This window comes from Streptomyces sp. NPDC043685 (assembly GCF_056436585.1).
Map to the genome: position 1 here is coordinate 12991 of NZ_JBWKCH010000013.1, position 21489 is coordinate 34479.

Sequence of the window (21489 nt, forward strand, 5' to 3'; positions counted from 1 at the left end):
GGGGGTGGCGGCATGAACGAAGCTCTCATGCGTGCCGCCCTGAACGCAGCCGAACGCGGCTGGCACGTCTTCCCTCTGCGCCCCAGCACCAAGCGGCCCGCCCTGCACGGCGAAACCGCCTGCCCCCGCACCGGCCCGTGCGCCGGCGGGCACCGCAAGTGGGAGGAGCGTGCCACCACCGACCCCGACCGCATCAGGGCCGCCTGGGCACACGCCCCGTTCAACGTCGGTATCGCAACCGGCCCCTCCGGACTGCTGGTGGTCGACCTGGACATGCCCAAGGACAAGAGCAGTCCGGACGCGCCTGACGGCGCGACGACCTTTGAGGCGCTCTGCGAGCGCACCGGGCAGCCCGTCCCACGCACCCGCACGGTCCGGACCGCGAGCGGGGGGCTGCACCTGTACTTCACCGCCCCCGCCGCCGTGCGGCTGCACAACACCGCCGGGACACTCGCCCCGTTGGTCGACACCCGCGCATGGGGCGGTTACGTCGTCGCCGCCGGCAGCAGCATCGACGGCGCCCCGTACGAGGCCGTAGGCCCTGCCCTGCTGGGGCCCCTGCCTGGCTGGCTCAAGGCCCTGCTGGTGCCCCCACACCCGGTCAACCGGCCCGCAGCGGTGGGGAGGCGCCACCGCCCCTACGTCGATGCCGCCCTGGCGAAGGAGACGGCCGCCGTCTCCGCAGCCCGCGAGGGGCAGCGCAACGCGACGCTCCTGCGTGCGGGGCGGGCGCTGGGCCGGTTCGTCGCATCCGGCGACCTGACCCGCACCGAGGTGGAAGACGCTCTTCAAGGGGCGGGGGAGTCGGCCGGCCTGCCCACGGCCGAGTGCCGCGCCACCCTGCGCAGCGCCCTGGACTGGTCCATCACCCACAACCAGACCAGCACCCGGGAGGCGGCATGAGCACTCCTTCCCGCCCCTTGAAGAGCATCACCGGGGCCACGGCCGACCCGCTCGCCGCACAGTCGACCGCACCCCGCGCCGCCGTGGGCGCGCCGAAGGACGCCGCCCGTCAGGGCGTCCGAACTGCTTGCAGCCCTGACCCGCACGGCGACGACGGACGCCGCCCCATCGCGTGGCTGCACATCGCTGCACCGCGAGGCGCCACACCCACCGCCACCTCCCGGTGCGCATGCGGACGCGACCGCTCGGCCATCGGCACGGCACGGGTGCTCGCCCTGATCGACGACCACACCGCCCACCGCACCGTCTGCCCCCTGCGTCACCCCCAGGAAGGAAGGGCCGCCGCATGACCGACCACATCGACGGCGCTGCGCTGCTGGACGAGGTGGAAGCCTTCCACCGCCGGTTCAACGTCTTCCCCACCGATGCCGCGTACGTGGCGGTAGCGCTGTGGGACGCGCACGCCCACCTGCTCGACTGCTTCGACTCCACACCCCGGTTGGCGTTCCTGTCCCCGGAACCCGGGTCGGGCAAGTCGCGTGCGCTGGAGATCGTCGAAACCCTCGTGCCACACCCGATGGTGGCCGTGAACGCGTCCGCTGCCGCGCTCTTCCGGGCCGTGTCCGGGGCCGACGGACGGCCCACGATCCTGTTCGACGAGATTGACACCATCTTCGGCCCCAAGGCCGGGGACAACGAAGAACTGCGCGGTTTCCTCAACGCCGGTCACCGTCGCACCGGCGTCACCTACCGGTGCATCGGCGACGGCGGCAACCAGACCGTGCAGGCCTTCCCCTCCTACTGTGCGGTCGCTGTGGCGGGACTCGGCTCGCTGCCCGACACAATCCTGACCCGCTCGGTCGTCATCCGCATGCGCCGACGAGCCCGCAACGAGCGTGTGGAGCCCTTCCGGGCCCGCATCCACGAGGCGGAAGGCCACAAGCTGCGTGACCGGCTTGCCGCGTGGGCGGAGAAGGCGCGCGGGTTCGTTCTCGGGGCCTGGCCGGATATGCCCGACGGCGTCACCGACCGCCCCGCAGACGTGTGGGAACCGTTGCTCGCCATCGCCGACGCCGTCGGCGGCCACTGGCCCCGCCGGGCCCGCGAAGCGTGCGTGACGCTCGTCAAAGCCGCCCAGACCACCGACAAACACAGCCTGGGCATCCGGCTGTTGACCGACCTGCGCGACCACGTCCTGATCGGCGTGGACAAGCTGCCCACCATCGCCATCCTCGACCGACTCAACGCCCTCGACGACGCCCCATGGGCCGACCTCGACGGCAAGCCCCTCGACAACCGGCGCCTGGCCCGGATGCTCGGCGAGTACATGACCGCCGACAACACCCCTATCCGGTCCCGCAACATCCGCACCGCCGGCGGCGTCCTCAAAGGCCTCTACGTCGAGGATCTGGTGGACGCGTGGGCCCGCTACTGCCCGCCCCCCTCTCAGGACTCCGCTACGGCCGCTACACCGCTACAGCCCAGCTCAGAGCCGGTGAATCTGTAGCGGCACCGAAGCGTGTAGCGGCTACGCCCGCCACCCCGTAGCGCGTGCGTAGCCGCTACACGCCACCCCTCCGCTACAAAAACACCCCCGCTGACCTGCGATGTAGCGCTGTAGCGGATGTAGCGGACTTCCCAGAAGGGGGCCGTGCGAGCCCCGCCCGAGATTCGGAGGTTCGACGTGCGCACCGCCGTGCCTGAAACGCCCGAAGCCTTCACCGTCCCTGAGGTCATGTCCGCTCTGCGCCTTAGCCGCAGCAAGGTCTACGACCTCATCCGCTCACGTCAGTTGGCGAGCTTCACCATCGGGCGCGCGCGCCGTGTGTCTCCCGACAGCGTGCGCGCCTTCATGCAGGAACGAATCGAGGAGAACGCAGCCTGATGGCCTCCCGCAAAAGGAACCCCAACGGCGCTGGAAGCATCTGGCAGCGCAAAGACGGCCGCTACGAGGCACGCGTGTACGTCCCTCAACCCGACGGCACGCGCAAGCGCAAGACGGTGTACGGCAACACGTGGGAGGAGTGCGACACCAAGCGTCAGGAGCTGGTGCGCCGCGACCGCCAGGGCATCCCGACCCCGACGCGGTCTGCCAAGCTCTCGGAGTGGCTGCCGTACTGGCTGGAGCACTACATCGAGCCGCGCCGCAAGCTCAGCACCTACGACAAGTACGAGACTCACGTGCGCCTCTACTTGGTCCCCATGCTTGGCACGAAGCGGCTGGAGACCTTGAGCGTCACCGACGTACGCCGCTTCATCACCCGTATGCAGAGCACCCACACGGCCGCGACGGCTAAGGAAGCGCACCGAGTGCTGCGTACGGCACTCACCGCGGCTGTGCGCGAGGAACTGATCACGCGGAACGTCGCGTCGCTGGTGGAACCGCCGCGTGTGAGGCAGCGGGAGATCCGGCCGTGGACTCTGGAGGAGACGTTGACCTTCCTGGAGGGCGCACGCCGTGATCCCCTGTACGCCGCGTTCGTGCTGGCCGTGGCAATGGGCCTGCGGCGTGGCGAGCTGGTGGGTCTGCGCTGGTCGGATGTGGACCTAGACAACCGCGTGCTGCACGTCCGCCAGCAGACGCAGCGCCGCAGGGGGACGCTGTACGACGACGACCCCAAGAGCCGCCGCAGCCGCGTGGTACCCATGCCCGCGCTGTGCATCGCGCCGCTGCGCTGGCATCGACTCGTGCAGCGCGAGACGTTCGCGCGCACAGGCGTCGCCTGGTCAGAGACCGGCTACGTCTTCGCCACGCGGAACGGCCGGCCGGTCGAGCCACGGAACGTCTACCGATCCTTCACGCGGGTCGCGGCGGATACAGGGCTGCGTGTGGTCCGGCTGCACGACGCACGGCACGGGTGCGCCACGCTGCTGACCGCGGCCGGCGTCGCGCCGCGGGTCATCATGGAGATCTTGGGGCACAGCCAGATCAGCATCACGATGGACGTGTACACGCACGTCGTGCACGACACACAGCGAGAGGCGATCAGCCACATGGACCGGCTACTTAAGCGTCGTCTGCCGGCCGCCTGAGAGGCGACTGCCGTCAAGTGCCGCCGTCAAAACGGCCCGGACCATGATCGGTCCGGGCCGTTTTCCCTGGTGCCCCCGGCAGGATTCGAACCTGCGACACCCGCTTTAGGAGAGCGGTGCTCTATCCCCTGAGCTACGAAGGCAGTGGCAGTGGACGCAAGCAGCGACGTGCCCGTGGTCCGGGAGGACCACAGGCGTCAGCGTACCGGATGTGGGTCGGGCGGGGGTGGGGGTCAGGTCAGGGGGACGTGGGTGAAGCGGGACGCCGTGTGGAAGTCCGTCTGGATGCGGGCTGCCGTGGCCGTCAGTTCCGGGACCAGGTCCGTCACGCACTCGCCCGGGGTGCGGCGGCTCGCGTGCATCGCCGTGTTCAGGGCCGCCACGACCCGGCCCGACCGGTCGCGGATCGGGACGGCGATCGAGCGGAGGCCCTCTTCCAGTTCCTCGTCCACCAGGGCGTAGCCCTGCGAGCGGACCGAGGCCAGGAGGTGTTCCCACGTCTGTTTGTCCGTGATCGTGCGCGGGGTGAAGGACCGCAGGTCCTGGGCGCCCCGGACGGTTTCGGGCGCGTCCGCCAGCAGGACCCTGCCCAGTGCCGTCGCGGGGGCCGGCAGACGTGTGCCCACCGTGATGTTCACGCTCATCACCCGGGCCGTGGCCACCCGGGCCGTGTACTGGATCTCCTCGCCGGAGGCCGACAGCACCGCCACCGACGTCGACTCGTGGATGCGGGACGTCAGATCGGCCAGGTGGGGCTGGGCGATCTCGGGCAGAGACGTGCGGGACAGGGGCGGGAAGCCCAGGGAGAGGACCCGGGGGGTGAGGGTGAAGGCGCGGCCGGTCGTGGCCACCAGGCCCAGGTGCTCGTAGGTGATCAAGGCCCGTCGCGCCGTCGCCCTGGCCAGGCCCGTCGCCCGGGCCACCTCCGCGAGGGTCAGCTCCGGCCTGCCCTCGCCGAAGGCCGTGAGGACCGTCAGCCCCCGGGCCAGGGATTCGATGAACTCGCGGCCAAGTCGCTGCTTCGACGCGCCGGTCCACAGCGCCAGGTCCGACGGGGGAGGGCCGGGCGCGAGGGGCGGGGCGGCGTGGAGTTCGCGTTCCATCGCCGCCACCGCGGACCGCAGCCTCGGCAGCAGTGTCGTCCGCAGGGTGCGTGCGGTGTGCCGGCTCGTGTGGCTGACCACGCTCGCCACGCTCGCGATCCGGCCGTCCGGGCCGGGGGAGCGGACCGGCACCGAGATCGCCACCAGGCCCGGCTCGATCAGCTGGTCGTCCAGGGCCCAGCCGTTCTCCGACGCCTGCGCCGTGCGGCGCGCGAAGTCCTCGTCGTGCCGTCCGTCCGCTCCCTGCGTGCGGGGCGGTACGGCCGTGAAGGACAGGTCCCTCGGGTCCGCCGCCCTGCGGTCCCGCCAGCGTTGCCAGTCGGTGGCCGTCCACTCCGTGGCGAACAGCGGGCCGGGTGCGGTGCGTTCGGCCGGGAGCAGGTCGCCGATGCGGAAGCTGAGGGACATCGCGCGGCGGCGGGTCGCCTGGTGGATGAAGCGGATGCCGTCGCGGTCGGCGACCGCCAGGGAGACCGACTCGTCCAGTTCGTCGGCCAGGGCGTCCGCGTGCGGGGAGAGCAGGGCGGGCAGGCGCAGGGCCGACAGGTAGGCGTTGCCCAGGTCCATCAGGCGCGGGGAGAGGTGCACGTCCCGGCCGTCGAAGCGGACGTAGCCCATGCGGGCGAGCGTGGCCGTGATGCGGTCGACCGTGGAGCGGGCGAGGCCGGTGGCCCGTTCCAGGCCGCTCAAGCTCAACGTGCCGTCCGCTTCCGTCAGTTCCCGCAGCACCGCGATGCCGCGGACGAGGGGGGTGACCGTCTCGGCGGGGGCCCCTCCCTCCGGGAAGGTGCTCGCCGTACGAGCGCCCGGGGCGCCCAGGGTCGCCCTCCGCGCCGCCGACGCGGCCGTCTCCTCGACCGGTGGCCCCTTCTCGTCGGCCGGCGGGGCGGACCCCTCCGGGGTCTCGGACTCGGGCTTCGCTGGCATCGGCTCTCCGGTACGGCGCTCGCGACGGTCGCGGCAGGCCCACCGTAATCCGGAAACGGCGGCCCGGAGACCGGGAGGGAGGTCATGCGCCTCTTGCCCCGCGCCTGACAGGTACGACCTGCCCCTACTCCCTTGTCACCCGCACTCGACGACCATCCTCCACCCCCGCGCCGGCCGCTCCCGCCCCCACTCCCTCCACCTCGATCGTGATCCCCCTCGCCGCGTCCCGGAACGTCTCCCCGGGTGTGAGCGGCGCGTCCGACAGTTCCGCGTGGACGTTCGGCGCGCGGGTGCAACCGCCGCTGTCGCGCCGGGAGTCGTGGACGGTGACCGGGCCCATGCCCGTGTCCACCTCCGCGTCGACCTTGTAGACGAGGACACCCGGGCGGCACACGGTCTCGTCGTTGCCGGCGCGGGTGCGCAGTTCGACGGCGTAGCCGGTGGTGCCGTCCAGGGGGACGAAGACCAGCTTGGAGCCGCCCGCCCGGGCCAGGGGCGTCAGCGTGTACTCCGTGACGCCGGGGGCCGCGGCGCAGTGGACCTGGGCGGCGTCCAGCCAGCCCAGCTTCCACTTGTGCCAGCCGAGGAAGTCGTTGTTGGCGCCCCAGTCCTCGCTCATGATGTCCCAGTGGCCGACCGCGCCCCCGCCCTCCGCGGTGTACAGGTCGGGCAGGCCGAAGACGTGGCCGTTCTCGTGGGGGAGGACGCGGTAGCCGGTGCGGTCGTAGGAGCCGGAGCCGTCGTCCTGGCGGGAGTAGACGAAGGAGGCGTTGGCCACGGGTATGCCGTCGGCCAGGGGGGCGTCTTTGTTGCCGGCGAAGGTGACGGACAGGACGGTGTCCAGGGCGGAGGGACCGGCGTTCGGGGTGACCAGGACGTTCAGCAGGTCGTAGGCGCGGAAGTCGACCTTCGGGTCGGCCACGGCGACCAGGTCCTGGACCAGCGCGCGGTAGCCGGGCTCGAACGGGGCGCCGCGCTCTATGCCGTACTCCCGGAAGGACTTCGGCATCCGCAGCCAGCCCGGTATCGGGGTCTCGGGGCGGTAGTCGAGGCGGCCGTAGGAGCTGGTGCGGAACCACTCGCGGGTCTGCGGGAAGAACTCGCGGAAGCGGTCCTGGGCGTCCCCCTCGCCGGGTGCGTCCGAGAAGTCGATCATCAGGGTGAGGGCTCGGACGGTGCCGGTGGAGCGGGTGTAACCCGTGGAGGTGGGGATGCCCTCGGACATCTGGACCTCGTGGGCGCCGCGGATCATGCAGGGGCCGTGCGCGGGGGTGTGGGACAGGACGATCGGACCGGCTCCCGCCGTACTGGTGCCCGGGGTGAGGCGGCCCGTGCCGGCCGAGGTGCTGACCGTGAAGGTCAGGGCGGACACGCAGGCCAGGGCGGCCAGCCGGCGGCGGGGTATCCGGTGGCCGGGCGGGCCCGTGTCGTCCCGTCGGGGGTGCCGTGACCGCGGTTGCCTGCAAGGGACCTGCAAGGGACCTCCCGCGCCACGGCAGCCGCCGGTGTCCGGCTGCACCCTTGCGCTCACCCTGCGTCGCAGGGTGGGGGGACGCCCGCTGGAGGAGACCGATCGTGGGTTTCCCGTCGGTAGCGACCCGAGAGGCTTGTGAGCCAGGTCACAAACAAATTCCACGTGAGCGGGAAATACCGGGGACCCAGTCCCCGTTTAGCCATGTGTCCGATCGAAACGGGGACCCGCTCCCCGGATCGCAGCACCATCAGTCCAACGGAACCAGGAGTACGCCGTGCAGACCGCCAGCCCCGAAGCGCGCAAGGTGCCCCGGCCCCGCGCCGACGCCCTGCGCAACCGGGAGCGGATCGTCACCGCCGCCCGGGAGATGTTCGTCGAGCACGGCCCCGAGGTGCCGCTCGACGAGATCGCCCGCCGGGCCGGCGTAGGCAATGCCACGGTGTACCGCAACTTCCCGGACCGCGACGCCCTCGTCCGCGAGGTCGTCTGCTCGGTCATGGACCGGACGGCCGCGGCCGCCGAGGCCGCTCTCGACGAGACCGGTGACGCGTTCGAGGCGCTGGAGCGCTTCGTGCACGCCGCCGCCGACGAGCGGATCAGCGCGCTGTGCCCGATGGTCTCCAGCACGTTCGACCAGCACCACCCGGATCTGGAGGCCTCGCGCGAACGGGTCGAGCGGCTGATCGCGGAGGTCATGGACCGCGCCAGGTCGGCCGGCCAGCTCCGGTCCGACGTGGACGTGGGAGACGTCATGATCGCCGTGGCCCAGCTCAGCCGGCCCCCGGCCGGCACCGACTGCTTCCGGGCCGACCGCTTCGTCCACCGCCATCTTCAGCTGCTCCTGGACGGGCTGCGGGCTCCCGCCCGCTCCGCCCTCCCGGGCGCGGCCGTGACCATGGAGGATCTGCGCCGGCCCTGACCGTTCCGCCCGGCCGATCGGTTGCGTCCGATCGTCCGGCTCCGCCCGATCGCCCGGCTCCGTCCGATGAGTTCAGGCCGCCCCACCGGTCTGAAACCTGAACGAACGACCCGACCAACCCGAACGACCCGACCGACCCTGCGGCCGTCCCCGTGGACGCGCCGCCGGCACGCGACACCCTGCTACACCCTTTTCGTCCCGAAGTACCGCATTTTTCCGTCACGAAGTCCCGAAGTGGGTATCCCCATGTCTGAAACAGCCTCGAAGGCCCTCGGCGCACCGGCCAGAGAACCGGACGCCGGCCGCTGGAAAGCGCTCGTCTTCATCGCGCTCGCCCAGCTGATGGTCGTCCTGGACGCCACCATCGTGAACATCGCCCTGCCCTCCGCCCAGCAGGACCTCGGCATCTCCGACGGCAACCGGCAGTGGGTCGTCACGGCCTACGCCCTCGCCTTCGGCGGTCTGCTCCTGTTCGGCGGCCGGATAGCCGACCTGTGGGGCCGCAAGCGCACCTTCGTCCTCGGTCTCGCGGGCTTCGCCGCGGCCTCCGCCCTCGGCGGCGCGGCCACCAACGAGGCCATGATGTTCGGCTCCCGCGCCCTCCAGGGTGTCTTCGGCGCCCTGCTCGCGCCCGCCGCGCTCTCCCTGCTCGCGGTGATGTTCACCGACGCCAAGGAGCGCGCCAAGGCGTTCGGCATCTACGGCGCGATCGCCGGTGGTGGCGGTGCCGTCGGCCTGATCCTGGGCGGTTTCCTCACCGAGTACCTGGACTGGCGCTGGACGTTCTTCGTGAACATCCCGTTCGCCATCGTCGCCGCGGCTGGTGCCTACTTCGTCATCCGTGAGCCCGAGGGCGGCCGCAACCGCTCCCCGCTCGACGTGCCCGGCGTGATCCTGTCCACCCTTGGCCTGGTCGCCCTGGTCTACGGCTTCACCCGCGCCGAGTCCGACGGCTGGAGCGACTCGGTGACCGTCGGCATGTTCGTCGCCTCGGTCGTGCTGCTGGCGTCGTTCGTGCTCGTCGAGGCCAAGGTCAAGGCCCCGCTGCTGCCGCTGCGCGTGATCACCGAGCGCAACCGCGGCGGGATCTACCTCTCCCTCGGTCTCGCGATCATCGCGATGTTCGGCCTGTTCCTCTTCCTGACCTACTACCTGCAGATCGTGAAGGGCTACTCGCCGGTCAAGACCGGGTTCGCCTTCCTGCCGATGATCGCGGGCATGATCACGGGCTCCACCCAGATCGGCACCCGTCTGATGACCCGGGTCGCGCCGCGCCTGCTGATGGGTCCCGGCTTCCTGGTCGCCGCGCTCGGCATGCTGCTGCTGACCCAGCTGGAGATCGGCTCCTCGTACGCGGCCCTGCTGCTGCCGGCGATGCTGCTGCTCGGTCTCGGCATGGGTACGGCGTTCATGCCGGCCATGTCGCTGGCCACGCAGGGCGTCGAGCCGCGGGACGCCGGTGTCGCCTCCGCGATGGTCAACACCTCGCAGCAGGTGGGCGGCGCGATCGGCACGGCCCTGCTGAACACCATCGCCGCCTCGGCGACCACGGCGTACGTCGCCGACCACATCGCCGGCGCGACCAGCCGGTCCCAGCAGCAGCTGGTCCAGCTGGAGGCCATGGTGGAGGGCTACACCAGCGCCATCTGGTTCGCCGTCGGCATCCTGGTGGTGGCCGCCGCGATCGCCCTGACCTTCGTCAACGCCGGCCGCCCGGGCGGTACGACGGTGGCGTCCTCCGAGGAGGGCGCGGCGGACGAGGTGCCGGTTCCGGTCGTCGCCCACTGACGGCCGCGCACGCCACCCCTTCGGGCCATCCGTAGGCACGGGGAAGGGGACGCCCCGTACCTACGGAATCCAGGACCTGCCCCGGCCCCGCGTCAGCGGAGCCAGGGCAGGTCCGCACCCGCTTCGGCCGGCTGAAGTCCCTCGGCGACGATCCGCATGATCTCGCCGAGGGACTTCTGCTGTTCCGGGGTGAGCCGGTCGAAGACCGCCTGGCGCACGGCCTCCACATGGCCCGGCGCGGTCTTCCGCAGCACGTCGAGACCCTCGTCCGTGAGGACGGCGAACTGGCCCCGCTTGTCGTCGGGGCAGTCCTCGCGCCGGACCCAGCCGTTCTTCTCCAGGCGCGCGATCGCGTGCGAGAGCCGGGACCGGGTGATCTTCGCCAGCATGGCGAGCTCGGTCATCCGCAGCCGCCGCCGCGGCGCCTCGGCGAGCTTGACCAGAAGGCCGTAGTAGACGTGCGGCATGCCCGCGTCGCGCTGGAGCTGACGGTCGAGGTGGTCGTCGAGGAGGGTGACGCCCTCCATGAACGAACGCCAGACACGCTGCTCCTCGTCGGTGAGCCAGCGCGGTTCCTGGGGCTCCGCGGCGGAGCCGGGTGTCGGTGCGGATGCGGGTGCCTTCATGTGTCCCACTCTACGTGGACCCTTCTTGAACTTTAAATAAATGGCTCGTACAGTTTTGTCGGGAACCATTGTGGAAGGAGCCGCAGCATGTCCGCCGCCACTCAGGAGCGCATGCCCGCTCTGTACCTCAGTCACGGCGCGCCGCCCCTGGCGGACGACCCCGTCTGGCCCGGTGAACTGGCCGCCTGGTCCGCCGGACTGCCGCGCCCCAAGGCCGTCCTGATCGTCTCCGCCCACTGGGAGGAGGCCCCGCTCGCCCTCGGTGCCACCGAGACCGTCCCGCTCGTCTACGACTTCTGGGGCTTCCCCGAGCACTACTACCGGGTGACGTACGACGCCCCCGGCGCACCGGAGCTCGCCGAGTCCGTACGCAAGCTGCTGCGCGCCCCCGGCATGCCCGTCCAGGACGTCCCCGACCGCGGCCTCGACCACGGCGCCTACGTCCCCCTGGTCGAGATGTACCCGGACGCCGACATCCCGGTCCTCCAGGTGTCCATGCCGACGCTCGACCCGGTGCGGCTCATGGAGATCGGCCGCAGGCTCGCCCCGCTGCGGGACGAGGGCGTGCTGATCGTCGGCTCCGGCTTCTTCACCCACAACCTGGCCGCGCTCCGGCAGGGCGGCGTCCCCGCCTGGTCGGCCGAGTTCGACGACTGGGGCCGCCGGGCGCTGGAGGCGCGTGACGTGGACGCCCTGCTCGACTTCACCCGCAAGTCGCCCGCGGGGCAGCTGGCCCACCCGCGCACCGAGCACTTCGCCCCGCTGTTCGTGACCATGGGCGCGGCCGACGCGGCCGGTGAGCTGGACGCCCAGAAGTCGGTGATCGACGGGTTCTGGATGGGCCTGGCGAAGCGGTCGGTCCAGTTCGGCTGAGCGCCTACAGCGGCTTCTCGTACCAGGCCACGTCCCAGTAGCGGCCGAACTTGCGCCCGACCTCCCGGTACGTGCCGACGTGCCGGAAACCGAAGCGCTCGTGCAGCCGGGCCGACGCCTCGTTCGGCTGGGCGATGCCCGCGTAGGCCCGGTGCAGGTCCTCGCCCGACAGGGCCTCGAAGAGGGATTTGTAGAGGAGGGTGCCGACGCCGCGGCGGCCCGCGTCCGGGGCGACGTACACGGACGTCTCCACGGAGGTGGCATAGGCGGGCTTCGGCCGGAAAGGGCTGGAAGTGGCGTACCCGAGGATCCGCTGTGCATCCGGCTCCCTGGCAACCATCAGCCGGTGCGGCCCGTCTTCAAGGTGGGAGAGGAGCCAAGGGCGGCGCTCCTCCGGAGTGAAGATCGCGGTGTCGAATGTGATCGCCGTCTCACGTACATAGTGGTTGTAGAGGGCTGTGAGAGCTTCGAGGTCGTCCTCGACTCCTGGTCTGACCTGCACCTCTGTGCGCTCCGGCGGCATCTGGCCTCCCTGTGTGGCCGGACAGGGTACTGCATGATCAGAAAAATCGGAGGCCGGGTTGGGAATTCTGTCCTGATTCCAGTCGTTGTTTCCATCGGATGCAGGGCACCCGAGGAGAGTCCGGAAGGTCCCGGACGGAGTCCCGCGTCCGAAGGACCACCCGCTGACCTCACCATCGCAAGGGAGCTCGCATGGCAACCCGTGCCGTCGCCCGTCGTCAGTCCGCCACCGGCGAGACGGCCGACGCGGCAAGCAGTGTTCGCGCCCATGGCGGCGAGATCGCCGACCGCGACCTGGTCGGCATGTATCTCGACGAGATCGCGCGCACACCGCTGCTCGACGCCGCCAAGGAAGTCGAGCTGTCGCAGATCATCGAAGCGGGTGTGTTCGCCCAGCAGATCCTCGACGGCCTGGAGGAGAACAAGGCCGGGGCCTCGCCCGAGGAGCTGCGGGCCCTGGTCGACGCGAGCGAGCGGGCCAAGGACGTCTTCATCCGCTCGAACCTGCGCCTGGTCGTGGCCGTCGCCCGCCGCTACCCCCGCAGCGGTCTGCCCCTGCTGGACCTGATCCAGGAGGGCAACGCCGGCCTGGTGCGCGCGGTCGAGAAGTTCGACTACCGCAAGGGCTTCAAGTTCTCCACGTACGCGACGTGGTGGATCCGCCAGGCCATCACGCGCTCGATAGCCGACCAGTCCCGCACGATCCGCCTGCCCGTCCACCTCGTGGAGGAGCTCGGCCGGATCCGCCGTGTGCAGCGCGAGTTCAACCGCGAGCACGGCCGGGACCCGGAGCCCGCGGAGATCGCGGCCGAGCTCGGCTCCACGCCCGAGCGCGTCACCGACGTGCTCGACTGGGCCCGCGACCCGGTCTCGCTGAACATGTCGGTGGACGACGAGGGCGAGACCCAGTTCGGCGACCTCCTGGAGGACACCTCCGCGGTGTCGCCCGAGCAGTCGGTGCTCACCCTGCTGCGCAGCGAGGAGCTCGACGACCTGATCGGCCGCCTCGACCAGCGCACGGCCTCGATCATCAAGATGCGCTACGGCATCGAGGACGGCAGGGAGCGCACGCTGACCGAGGTCGGCAAGGAGCACGGCCTGACCCGCGAGCGCATCCGGCAGATCGAGAAGCACGCGCTGCTGGAGCTGAAGAAGCTGGCCCGCAGCACCGGGTTCGACGCGGCGGCGTAACCACCGCCCGTCCCCGCCTCCGCCCCCGCCTCCGGCACCTGTCCGCGCGGGCGGCGCGAGGCCGGTGCGCACGATGAGCGTCCGGGCGTACGGCCCCTCCCCGCTGACAGCGGGTGACGGAGCGTGTGCGCCCGGAGGGCACCGCGTACGCCGGGTGGCGAAAGACAGCGCAAACATGGCGTTGTAACGCCGCTTCAATCCGCGGAGTCAGGGAACAAGACTTCTGGGTCCACCAGTTCGGACCCGGGTCGCACCCCCTGACCCACCAGCCAAAGTCCCGTCGCACTCCCCCCGGCGCCGGGACTTTCCCCGAGGCCGGGCCTCGGCGTCCTTCCCCCCGGACGCCGGGCCCGGCTTTCGTCGTCCCGGGTCGCCGCACGGGTTCGTCGCGTCTCGCCGGAAGTCGTTTCCGAAGGGCGTTCCGGATGCCTCCGGGGGCGTTCCAGAAGGGTTGGAGAGCGGGCCACCCCGTACCTGAACCACGGGGTGGCCCGCCAGATGGCAGATTGTGTCACATGGGCATAGCCTGCCGGGCGTGAGCAGCACCACCCCGCCCCCGTCTCCGCCCTCACTGACCGAGCGGCGCAAGGCCGAGACCCGCATGGAGATCGCCCGGGCCGCGGCCGGCCTCTTCGTACGGCACGGTCTGCGCGCCACCCGCGCGGAGGACATCGCCCAGGCCGCCGGCATCGCCCCGCGCACCTTCTACCGGTACTTCGCGACCAAGGAGGAGGCCGTCGCCCCGCTCTACGCGGCCGGCGCCCAGCGCTGGGTGGAGGCGGTACGCGCCGCCCCCGCCGGCACCGGCGTGCTCAGAGCCCTGGAGCAGGGGGTCCACCACACCCTCACCCCCGGCCTCGGCGTCTCGGCGGCCTCCTGGGAGTGGGTCCGCACGCTGCTGCGCCTGGCCGAGGCGAACCCGTCCCTGCGCAGGGTGTGGGCGGAGGTGTGCCAGACCTCGGAGCGGTTGCTGGGTGAGGTGCTGGCGCACCGGGTGACACGTGCAGACGCGACCCGGGACTCCCGGACGCCAGGGGCTCCGAGCAGCGGCGACAACGTTGCCGTGGCGGGGGAGGAGACCCCGGGGGCGACCGGCGGGGAACTTTCCGCCGTCAGCCCCGAGTTGCGCTTCGCCGCCGCCGTGGCGAGTGCCGCCGTCCGCGCCGCCCTGGAGGCCTGGGCCGAGGGGGACGGGCCCGTGGAGGGCCCGGACGGTCCGGCGGAACTCGCCCTGCGCAATCTCGCGGCGCTGCGGGACTTTCCCTGGGCGCCGTGAGGAGGTGGCCCTGGGGACATCCGTGCCGGACCGTGACGCCCGGCACCGGGCGCGCCGTCAGCTCAGCTCCCCGCCCGAGCCCCGGCTCTCGCCGGCCGCTCGGCTCAGCCGCGCCCCCAGCTCCCGCACCGCCGTCACCAGTTCCTCCGGCTGGTGCACCACGAAGTCGCACTCCAGCATCGCCAGCCGGAACGCCACCCACTGAACGGCGTCTCCGGCAGACCCCCGCAGCCGGCACCTGTCCTCGTCCAACGGCTCGGGCGTGCCCAGCCAGCGCGGCACCCGGGCGGCGACGAAGCCGGCCGGCGCGGCGAACGTGACCTCGAAGTCGTAGGTCTGCTGCTGCCGTTGCATGGAGCGCCGCAGGTACTCCGCCGCGTCCCCCGTCGGCAGCTCGCGCGGTGCGAACCGGGCTCCGGTGGCGAACGGCTCGCTGACGCGGTCGACGCGGAACGTGCGCCAGTCGTCGCGGTCGATGTCGTAGGCGATCAGGTACCAGCGGCGGCCCGTCGAGACCAGCTGGTACGGCTCTGTCAGACGCCGTGAACCGGTGCCGTCCGCGGCGCGGTAGGCGAACCGCAGCCGTTCGTGCCCGGCCACCGTCGAGGCCATGACGGTCAGGGTCTCGGGCGCGATGCTCGGCCCGTCGCCGCTGGTCAGCGGGGTGGTCGCGGCCTGGAGCGTGGTCACGCGGTGGCGCAGCCGGCCCGGCAGCACCTGCTCCAGCTTGGCCAGCGCCCGCACCGACGCCTCGTCCAGGCCCTCCACGGCGTGTCCGGCCCCGGCGCGCAGCCCGACCGCGATGGCCACGGCCTCCTCGTCGTCGAGCACCAGCGGCGGCATGGCCTTCCCGGCGACGAGCCGGTAGCCGCCGTCGGAACCCTTGGTCGCCTGCACGGGGTAGCCCAGTTCGCGCAGCCGGTCGATGTCCCGCCGGACCGTGCGGCGGGAGACCCCGAGCCGCTCGGAGAGCTCGCCGCCGGGCCATTCGCGAGGCGTCTGGAGGAGGGAGAGGAGCGTCAGCAGCCGTGCCGGGGTGTCCGTCGTCATGCCGACGAGGATGCCGTACCACTAGGACATGATCTGACCTATTGCCCGTCTACCTTCGCGGCATGAACTCCACCGACACCACCCCGGGCACGGCGGGCGGCGGGACCGACCGCCGGCGTTGGTTCGCCCTCGCGATCGTGATGACCGCGGCCTTCATGGACCTCGTCGACGTGACGATCGTCAACATCGCCATCCCGTCGATCCAGCGCGACGCGGGCGCCTCCTTCAGCCAGATCCAGTGGATCACCGCCGGGTACGCCCTCGCCTTCGCGGCAGGTCTGATCACCGGCGGGCGGCTCGGCGACATCCACGGCCGCAAACGGATCTTCCTCGTCGGCATCGGCGGCTTCACGGTCGCCTCCGCGCTGTGCGGCCTCGCCGTGAACCCGGAGATGCTGGTCGCCTCGCGGTTCCTCCAGGGCGGCATGGCGGCGCTGATGGTGCCGCAGGTGCTGTCGATCGTGCACGCGACCTTCCCGGCGCACGAGCGCGGCAAGGTGTTCGGGCTGTTCGGCGCGGTCGTCGGTCTCGGGGCCGTGTCCGGGCCGCTGCTCGGCGCGCTGCTGACCGAGTGGAACCTGTTCGGCTGGGAGTGGCGGCCGATCTTCCTGATCAACCTGCCCGTGGGTGTCGCGGGCCTGATCCTCGGCAGCCGTTTCATCACCGAGTCGAAGGCGCCGCGCGCCCTGAAGCTGGACCTGGTGGGCGTCGCGCTGGTGACGCTGGGCCTGCTGATGCTGATCTACCCGCTCACCCGGGGCCGTGAGCTGCACTGGCCGGTGTGGGGGTACGTCTCGATGGCCGGCTCGCTCGTCGTCCTCGCGGTGCTGGTGGCGTACGAGAGGCGCAAGGCGGCGCGGGACGGTTCCCCGCTGGTCGAGTTGTCGCTGTTCAGGGTGAAGAGCTTCGCGGCCGGGATCGCCGTGCAGACCGTCTTCGGTGTCGCGCTCGGTGTGTTCTTCCTGGTGTGGACGCTGTACATGCAGGCCGGACTGGGCTGGAGCCCGCTCAAGGCCGGACTGACCGGCGTGCCGTTCTCGATCGCCGTGTCGCTGGCCGCCGGGATGTCGGTGCAGAAGCTGGTCCCGCGCTTCGGCCGCAAGGTGCTCCAGGCCGGTGCGCTGGTGATGGCGGCCGGGGTGCTGCTCTACATCTGGGAGTCCGGGCACTACGGCCTCGACATCGCTCCCTGGCAGATGGCGCTCCCGCTCGTCGTGATGGGCGTGGGCATGGGGCTGATCGTCGCGCCGCTGACCGACGCGATCCTCTCGGAGGTGCCGCGCGAGCACGCCGGTTCGGCGTCGGGGCTCATCAACACCGTGCAGCAGATGGGCAACGCGCTGGGACTCGGCCTGGTGTCGGTGGTCTTCTTCGGCACGATCTCCGAGCATCTGCGGCGGGAGCAGATCGGTCCGGCCTTCGCGGACGCGTTCCAGAACGCGCTGGGCTGGGTCGCCGCGCTGATGGGCGCCATCTTCCTGCTGATGTTCGCGCTGCCGAAGCGGCCCGCGCAGCACGTGGAGGGGGAGCAGGCGCCGGTGGAGGAGAGGGAGCCGGTGCTGGTCTCCTGAGCCGCCGGCCGGCCACCCCTCAGGCTCGGCACCTTCGGGTGCCGGGCCCGCCTGCGTTTCCGGCCCTGCGCGAGCCGATGCCCGGGCTGATACCCGGGTTCACGCCCGGGTCCGAGTGCACGCCCGAGCCCACTCGGAGCCTCATGCCCCGGCCCGAGCCCACGCCCGGGTTCATGCCCGATTGGGTCCGAACCTGTTTACTTCCCGGACATCTCGGCGTAGCCTCCCGCTGAAACCACACGTTCGGGCATGAGGCGGAGGCGAACGGACATGTACGCACCGGAGCGGCAGCAGGAGATTCTCCGGCTCGCCCGTGACGGCGGCCGAGTGGATGTCGTGTCGCTGGCCGAGGAGTTCCAGGTGACGGCGGAGACGATCCGCCGGGACCTGAAGGCCCTCGACCGCGCGGGCCTGGTCCGCCGCGTGCACGGCGGGGCCATCCCCGCCGGGCGCCTCGACTTCGAGCCGGATCTCGCCGAACGCGAGACGACCGCCGCCGACGAGAAGGACCGCATCGCCAAGGCGGCCCTCGCCGAACTCCCCGCCGAGGGCACGGTGATCCTCGACGCCGGGACGACGGTGGCCCGGATCGCCTCCGCCCTCCCGCTGGAGGCCTCCCTCACCGTCGTCACGCACAGCCTGCCGATCGCGGCCCGCCTCGCCGACCACCCCGGCATCCAGCTCCACCTGGTCGGGGGGCGCGTACGGCACCGCACCCGCGCCGCCGTGGACGCCTGGGCGCTTCGGGCGTACGGCGAGATCCGCGCCGACGTGCTGTTCGTGGCCGCCAACGGCTTCTCCGCCGAGCACGGCCTGACCACCCCCGATCTCGCCGAGGCCGCGGTCAAGCGCGCGGCCGTGGCCGCCGCCCGCCGCGTGGTGCTGCTCGCCGACTCCACCAAGCACGGCGAGGAGCACTTCGCGCGCTTCGGCGACCTGAGCGATGTGGACCTGCTGATCACCGACAGCGGGCTGAGCCCCGAAGACGCCGTCGCGATCGAGCGCGGCGGCACGGAAGTAGTGCGCGCATGATCCTCACCGTCACCCCCAACCCGTCCCTGGACCGCACCTACGAGGTGCCCTCCCTCGACCGCGGCGAGGTCATCCGCGCCACCGGCGAGCGGATGGACCCCGGAGGCAAGGGCGTGAACGTCTCGCGCGCCGTCGCCGCCGCGGGCCGGCGCACGGTGGCGGTCCTGCCCCTGGGCGGCGCCCCGGGCGCCCTCGTCGCCGAACTGCTGGACCAGCAGGGCATCGAGGTCGCGCCCGTCCCGGTCGCCGGGGCGACCCGCTCGAACATCGCCCTCGCCGAGTCCGACGGCGTCCTGACGAAGATCAACGCGCCCGGCCCCGAACTGTCCGGCGCCGAACGGGAACTGCTCCTGGAGACCGTGCGGCAGCAGTCCCGCGAGGCGTCCTGGATCGCCTGCTGCGGCAGCCTCCCGCGCGGCCTCGCCCCCTCCTGGTACGCCGAGCTGGTCGCCCGCGCGCACGCCGCCGGGGCCCGGATCGCCCTGGACACCTCCGGGCCCGCGCTGCTGGCCGCCCTGCGCGAGCGGCCCGACGTGGTCAAGCCGAACGCCGAGGAACTCTCCGAGGCCGTGGGCCGTCCCCTCGCCACGGTCGGCGACGCCGTGAAGGCCGCCGAGGAACTGCGCGAGATGGGAGCCCGGGCCGTCCTCGCGAGCCTGGGCGCCGACGGCCAGCTGCTCGTCTGCGACCAGGGCGCCTGGTTCGGCAGCGCGCGCGTGGCGGCCGTGCGCAGCAACGTGGGCGCCGGTGACTCCTCCCTCGCCGGTTTCCTGATCGCCGGCGGCAACGGCCCCGAGGCCCTCGCCTCCGCGGTCGCGCACGGCGCCGCGGCCGTCCAGCTGCCCGGCAGTGTGATGCCGACGCCGGGCGACCTGGACCCGGCGGCGGTCACGGTCACGGCCGAGGTCCCGGCGGACCGCGTGCTGAAGGAGCCGGTCACATGACGTACGACGAGCACCGCCCGCCGACGCGCGGGCGGCGGGCCCACTCCCCGTTACTCACCGGCCCCGCCTCCGCCTCCCTCACCCCCCACCGCACCCCCGTCCCCCTCCCCGCCCACCCCTCCCACCGGGCGATACGCGTGCTAAGGAGCCCGCGATGAGCGACATGATCACGGCGGACCTGGTCGACCTCGACCTGTCCGCCGACACCAAGGAAGCGGCGGCCCGTGCCCTCGCGGAGCGCATGGTGGCCCTGGGCCGGGTGACCGACCTGGACGGCTTCCTCGCCGACGTGGCCGCCCGTGAGGCCCAGATGCCGACCGGCCTCGACGGCGGCATCGGCATCCCGCACTGCCGCAGCGCGCACGTCACCGAGCCGACGCTCGCGTTCGGACGCAGCGCCGCCGGCATCGACTTCGGCGCCCCGGACGGCCCGGCCGACCTGATCTTCCTGATCGCCGCGCCCGCCGGCGCCGACGACGCCCATCTGACGATTCTGTCGTCGCTGGCCCGCCAGTTGATGGACAGCGAGTTCACCGACGCCCTGCGTGCGGTGGGCGACGCCCCGGCCGCCGCGGCGCTGATCCGCGGCGACGAGCCGGAGGCATCCGCGCCGGCGGCTTCCGAAGACCCCGTGGCGTCGGCGGGAGCGGCCTCTCCCGCCGCCGCCACGGTCACCGGCGACGACACGGCCGCGGACGAGCCGTCCCCGCAGCGCCCGTTCCGTATCGTCGCCGTCACCTCCTGCCCCACCGGCATCGCCCACACCTACATGGCGGCCGAGTCGCTGGAGAACGCCGGCCGGGAGGCGGGCGTCGAACTCACCGTCGAGCCCCAGGGATCGGCCGGTTTCACCCGGCTCGACCCGCAGGTCATCGCGGCGGCGGACGCCGTGATCTTCGCGCACGACGTGCCCGTGCGCGAGAAGGAGCGGTTCGCCGGCAAGCCCACCGTGGACGTCGGCGTGAAGGCGGGCATCAACCGTCCCGCCGAACTCATCGCCGAGGTGCGCGAGAAGGCCGCCCGCGGCGAGGTCACCTCCGGATCCGCCCCGGCCACTCCGGTGGAGCGCTCCGGCGAGTCCGGCGAGGGCTACGGCACCAAGCTGCGCAAGTGGCTGATGTCCGGCGTCAGTTACATGGTGCCCTTCGTCGCGGCGGGCGGTCTGCTGATCGCCCTCGGCTTCGCGATCGGCGGCTACAGGGTCGACAAGGCCCCGTCGGTCATGGACCACTTCATGTGGATGCAGGCCGACAGCTGGGCGGCCCTGTTCTTCCAGATCGGCGGCGTCGCCTTCCGCTTCCTCGTCCCGGTCCTGGCCGGCTACATCGCCTACGGCATGGCCGACCGGCCCGGCATCGTGCCCGGCTTCGTCGGCGGCATGATCGCGTTCAACATCAACGCCGGGTTCCTCGGCGGTCTCGCGGCCGGTCTGATCGCCGGCGGCGTGGTGATGGCGATCCAGAAGGTGAACGTCCCGGCGGCGCTGCGCGGCATCATGCCCGTGGTGGTGATCCCGCTGATCTCCTCGGCGATCGTCGGGTTCCTGATGTTCGTCGTCATCGGCAAGCCCATCGCCCAGGCCCAGAAGGGCATGACCGACTGGCTGAACGGCCTGTCCGGCAGCAACGCGATCCTGCTCGGCACCCTCCTCGGCCTGATGATGTGCTTCGACCTCGGCGGCCCCGTCAACAAGGTCGCCTACACCTTCGCCACGGCCGGCATCGCCGTCACCAGCCCCAGCGACTCGGCGATGAAGATCATGGCCGCGGTGATGGCGGCCGGCATGGTCCCGCCCCTGGCCATGGCCCTGGCGACGACCTTGCGCGGAAAGCTCTTCACCCAGACCGAGCGCGAGAACGGCAAGGCCGCCTGGGTGCTCGGCGCCTCCTTCATCTCCGAGGGCGCGATCCCCTTCGCGGCCGCCGACCCGCTGCGCGTCATCCCGGCCTCCATGGCGGGCGGCGCGGTCACCGGCGCCCTGTCGATGGCCTTCGGCGCCACCCTGCGCGCCCCGCACGGCGGCATCTTCGTGGTCCCGCTGATCGGCAACCCCTTCCTCTACCTGGTGGCCATCGCCGCGGGCGTCTGCGTCACGACCGCCCTGGTCGTCGTCCTGAAGGGCATGCGCAAGCCGGCCCCGGGCGCCGCCACGGCCTCCGGCGAGAGCGGCGCGGTGCCGGCGGCGGAGACGAAGCAGCCCGTGGCGGCGTGAAGCGGTGAGGTGCTGGAAGTTCGCCCCTTTCGGGGTGTGTGAACC

19 protein-coding genes and 1 tRNA gene are annotated in these 21489 nt (G+C 71.9%); 14 read left to right on the plus strand and 6 right to left on the minus strand.

All coding sequences use genetic code 11. The features are described 5' to 3' along the window. Positions 1–12: 12 nt before the first annotated feature. The 5 genes from AC0665_RS34050 to AC0665_RS34070 all read left to right on the plus strand — a co-directional run bounded on the left by AC0665_RS34050 (position 13) and on the right by AC0665_RS34070 (position 3936). Positions 13–903 (plus strand): bifunctional DNA primase/polymerase, encoded by an 891-nt coding sequence (locus tag AC0665_RS34050; protein ID WP_478706501.1) that lies wholly within the window; start codon positions 13–15, stop codon positions 901–903. Further along, positions 900–1253, plus strand: coding sequence for a hypothetical protein (locus AC0665_RS34055; RefSeq protein ID WP_478706502.1), 354 nt, complete (start codon positions 900–902; stop codon positions 1251–1253). Before AC0665_RS34050 ends, AC0665_RS34055 begins: the two co-directional genes overlap by 4 nt. Continuing rightward, positions 1250–2410, plus strand: a complete 1161-nt coding sequence (locus AC0665_RS34060; RefSeq protein ID WP_478706503.1) for a DUF3631 domain-containing protein — start codon at positions 1250–1252, stop codon at positions 2408–2410. The genes AC0665_RS34055 and AC0665_RS34060 overlap by 4 nt, the downstream gene beginning before the upstream one ends. Before the next feature lie 177 nt (positions 2411–2587). After that, the gene (locus tag AC0665_RS34065) at positions 2588–2788 is read left to right on the plus strand and encodes a helix-turn-helix domain-containing protein (RefSeq protein ID WP_478706504.1); all 201 of its coding nucleotides are present in this window, start codon (positions 2588–2590) and stop codon (positions 2786–2788) included. Then, positions 2788–3936 carry a tyrosine-type recombinase/integrase gene (locus AC0665_RS34070; protein ID WP_478706505.1) on the plus strand — a complete coding sequence of 383 codons (1149 nt, stop codon included), beginning with the start codon at positions 2788–2790 and terminating at the stop codon, positions 3934–3936. Before AC0665_RS34065 ends, AC0665_RS34070 begins: the two co-directional genes overlap by 1 nt. Before the next feature lie 67 nt (positions 3937–4003). Here AC0665_RS34070 and AC0665_RS34075 read toward each other — a convergent pair. From AC0665_RS34075 to AC0665_RS34085, 3 genes are all read right to left on the minus strand, one after another. Next, a tRNA-Arg gene (locus tag AC0665_RS34075) sits at positions 4004–4079 on the minus strand. 90 nt (positions 4080–4169) lie between these two features. Further along, a complete protein-coding gene (locus tag AC0665_RS34080; RefSeq protein ID WP_478706506.1) occupies positions 4170–5966 on the minus strand; it encodes an IclR family transcriptional regulator domain-containing protein in 1797 nt (598 codons plus the stop codon). A gap of 124 nt (positions 5967–6090) precedes the next feature. Further along, entirely contained in the window at positions 6091–7338 is a 1248-nt protein-coding gene (locus tag AC0665_RS34085; RefSeq protein ID WP_468636447.1) for a M6 family metalloprotease domain-containing protein, read from the minus strand. Positions 7339–7714: 376 nt separating this feature from the next. On the opposite strand from AC0665_RS34085, the gene AC0665_RS34090 reads away from it, so the two are divergent. Together AC0665_RS34090 and AC0665_RS34095 are read left to right on the plus strand one after the other, a co-directional pair. After that, the gene (locus tag AC0665_RS34090; RefSeq protein WP_468411477.1) at positions 7715–8359 is read left to right on the plus strand and encodes a TetR/AcrR family transcriptional regulator; all 645 of its coding nucleotides are present in this window, start codon (positions 7715–7717) and stop codon (positions 8357–8359) included. 246 nt (positions 8360–8605) lie between these two features. Next, entirely contained in the window at positions 8606–10147 is a 1542-nt protein-coding gene (locus AC0665_RS34095; RefSeq protein WP_468411475.1) for an MFS transporter, read from the plus strand. A 92-nt stretch (positions 10148–10239) separates the two neighbouring features. Here AC0665_RS34095 and AC0665_RS34100 read toward each other — a convergent pair whose 3' ends face one another. Further along, positions 10240–10773, minus strand: coding sequence for a MarR family transcriptional regulator (locus AC0665_RS34100; protein ID WP_366050111.1), 534 nt, complete (start codon positions 10771–10773; stop codon positions 10240–10242). An 87-nt stretch (positions 10774–10860) separates the two neighbouring features. On the opposite strand from AC0665_RS34100, the gene AC0665_RS34105 reads away from it, so the two are divergent. Further along, positions 10861–11646: a class III extradiol ring-cleavage dioxygenase gene (locus tag AC0665_RS34105; RefSeq protein ID WP_366050112.1), complete on the plus strand. Its 786-nt coding sequence runs from the start codon at positions 10861–10863 to the stop codon at positions 11644–11646. 4 nt (positions 11647–11650) lie between these two features. Here AC0665_RS34105 and AC0665_RS34110 read toward each other — a convergent pair whose 3' ends face one another. After that, positions 11651–12169: an N-acetyltransferase family protein gene (locus AC0665_RS34110; RefSeq protein WP_478609609.1), complete on the minus strand. Its 519-nt coding sequence runs from the start codon at positions 12167–12169 to the stop codon at positions 11651–11653. Positions 12170–12360: 191 nt separating this feature from the next. On the opposite strand from AC0665_RS34110, the gene AC0665_RS34115 reads away from it, so the two are divergent. Together AC0665_RS34115 and AC0665_RS34120 are read left to right on the plus strand one after the other, a co-directional pair. Continuing rightward, the gene (locus AC0665_RS34115) at positions 12361–13359 is read left to right on the plus strand and encodes a sigma-70 family RNA polymerase sigma factor (protein WP_097217153.1); all 999 of its coding nucleotides are present in this window, start codon (positions 12361–12363) and stop codon (positions 13357–13359) included. Between the two features lie 535 nt (positions 13360–13894). Continuing rightward, complete coding sequence (locus AC0665_RS34120) at positions 13895–14635, plus strand: TetR/AcrR family transcriptional regulator (protein ID WP_478706507.1); 741 nt, start codon at positions 13895–13897, stop codon at positions 14633–14635. Positions 14636–14692: 57 nt separating this feature from the next. Here the strand turns inward: AC0665_RS34120 and AC0665_RS34125 are convergent, their stop codons facing one another. After that, a complete protein-coding gene (locus AC0665_RS34125) occupies positions 14693–15685 on the minus strand; it encodes a helix-turn-helix transcriptional regulator (protein WP_478609613.1) in 993 nt (330 codons plus the stop codon). A gap of 62 nt (positions 15686–15747) precedes the next feature. On the opposite strand from AC0665_RS34125, the gene AC0665_RS34130 reads away from it, so the two are divergent. From AC0665_RS34130 to AC0665_RS34145, 4 genes are all read left to right on the plus strand, one after another. Then, positions 15748–17256: an MFS transporter gene (locus tag AC0665_RS34130; RefSeq protein WP_468636458.1), complete on the plus strand. Its 1509-nt coding sequence runs from the start codon at positions 15748–15750 to the stop codon at positions 17254–17256. A 270-nt stretch (positions 17257–17526) separates the two neighbouring features. After that, a complete protein-coding gene (locus AC0665_RS34135) occupies positions 17527–18288 on the plus strand; it encodes a DeoR/GlpR family DNA-binding transcription regulator (protein ID WP_468411463.1) in 762 nt (253 codons plus the stop codon). Further along, positions 18285–19232, plus strand: a complete 948-nt coding sequence (pfkB, locus tag AC0665_RS34140) for a 1-phosphofructokinase (RefSeq protein ID WP_468411462.1) — start codon at positions 18285–18287, stop codon at positions 19230–19232. Before AC0665_RS34135 ends, pfkB begins: the two co-directional genes overlap by 4 nt. Before the next feature lie 154 nt (positions 19233–19386). Further along, the gene (locus tag AC0665_RS34145) at positions 19387–21444 is read left to right on the plus strand and encodes a PTS fructose transporter subunit IIABC (protein WP_478706508.1); all 2058 of its coding nucleotides are present in this window, start codon (positions 19387–19389) and stop codon (positions 21442–21444) included. Positions 21445–21489: the final 45 nt, after the last annotated feature.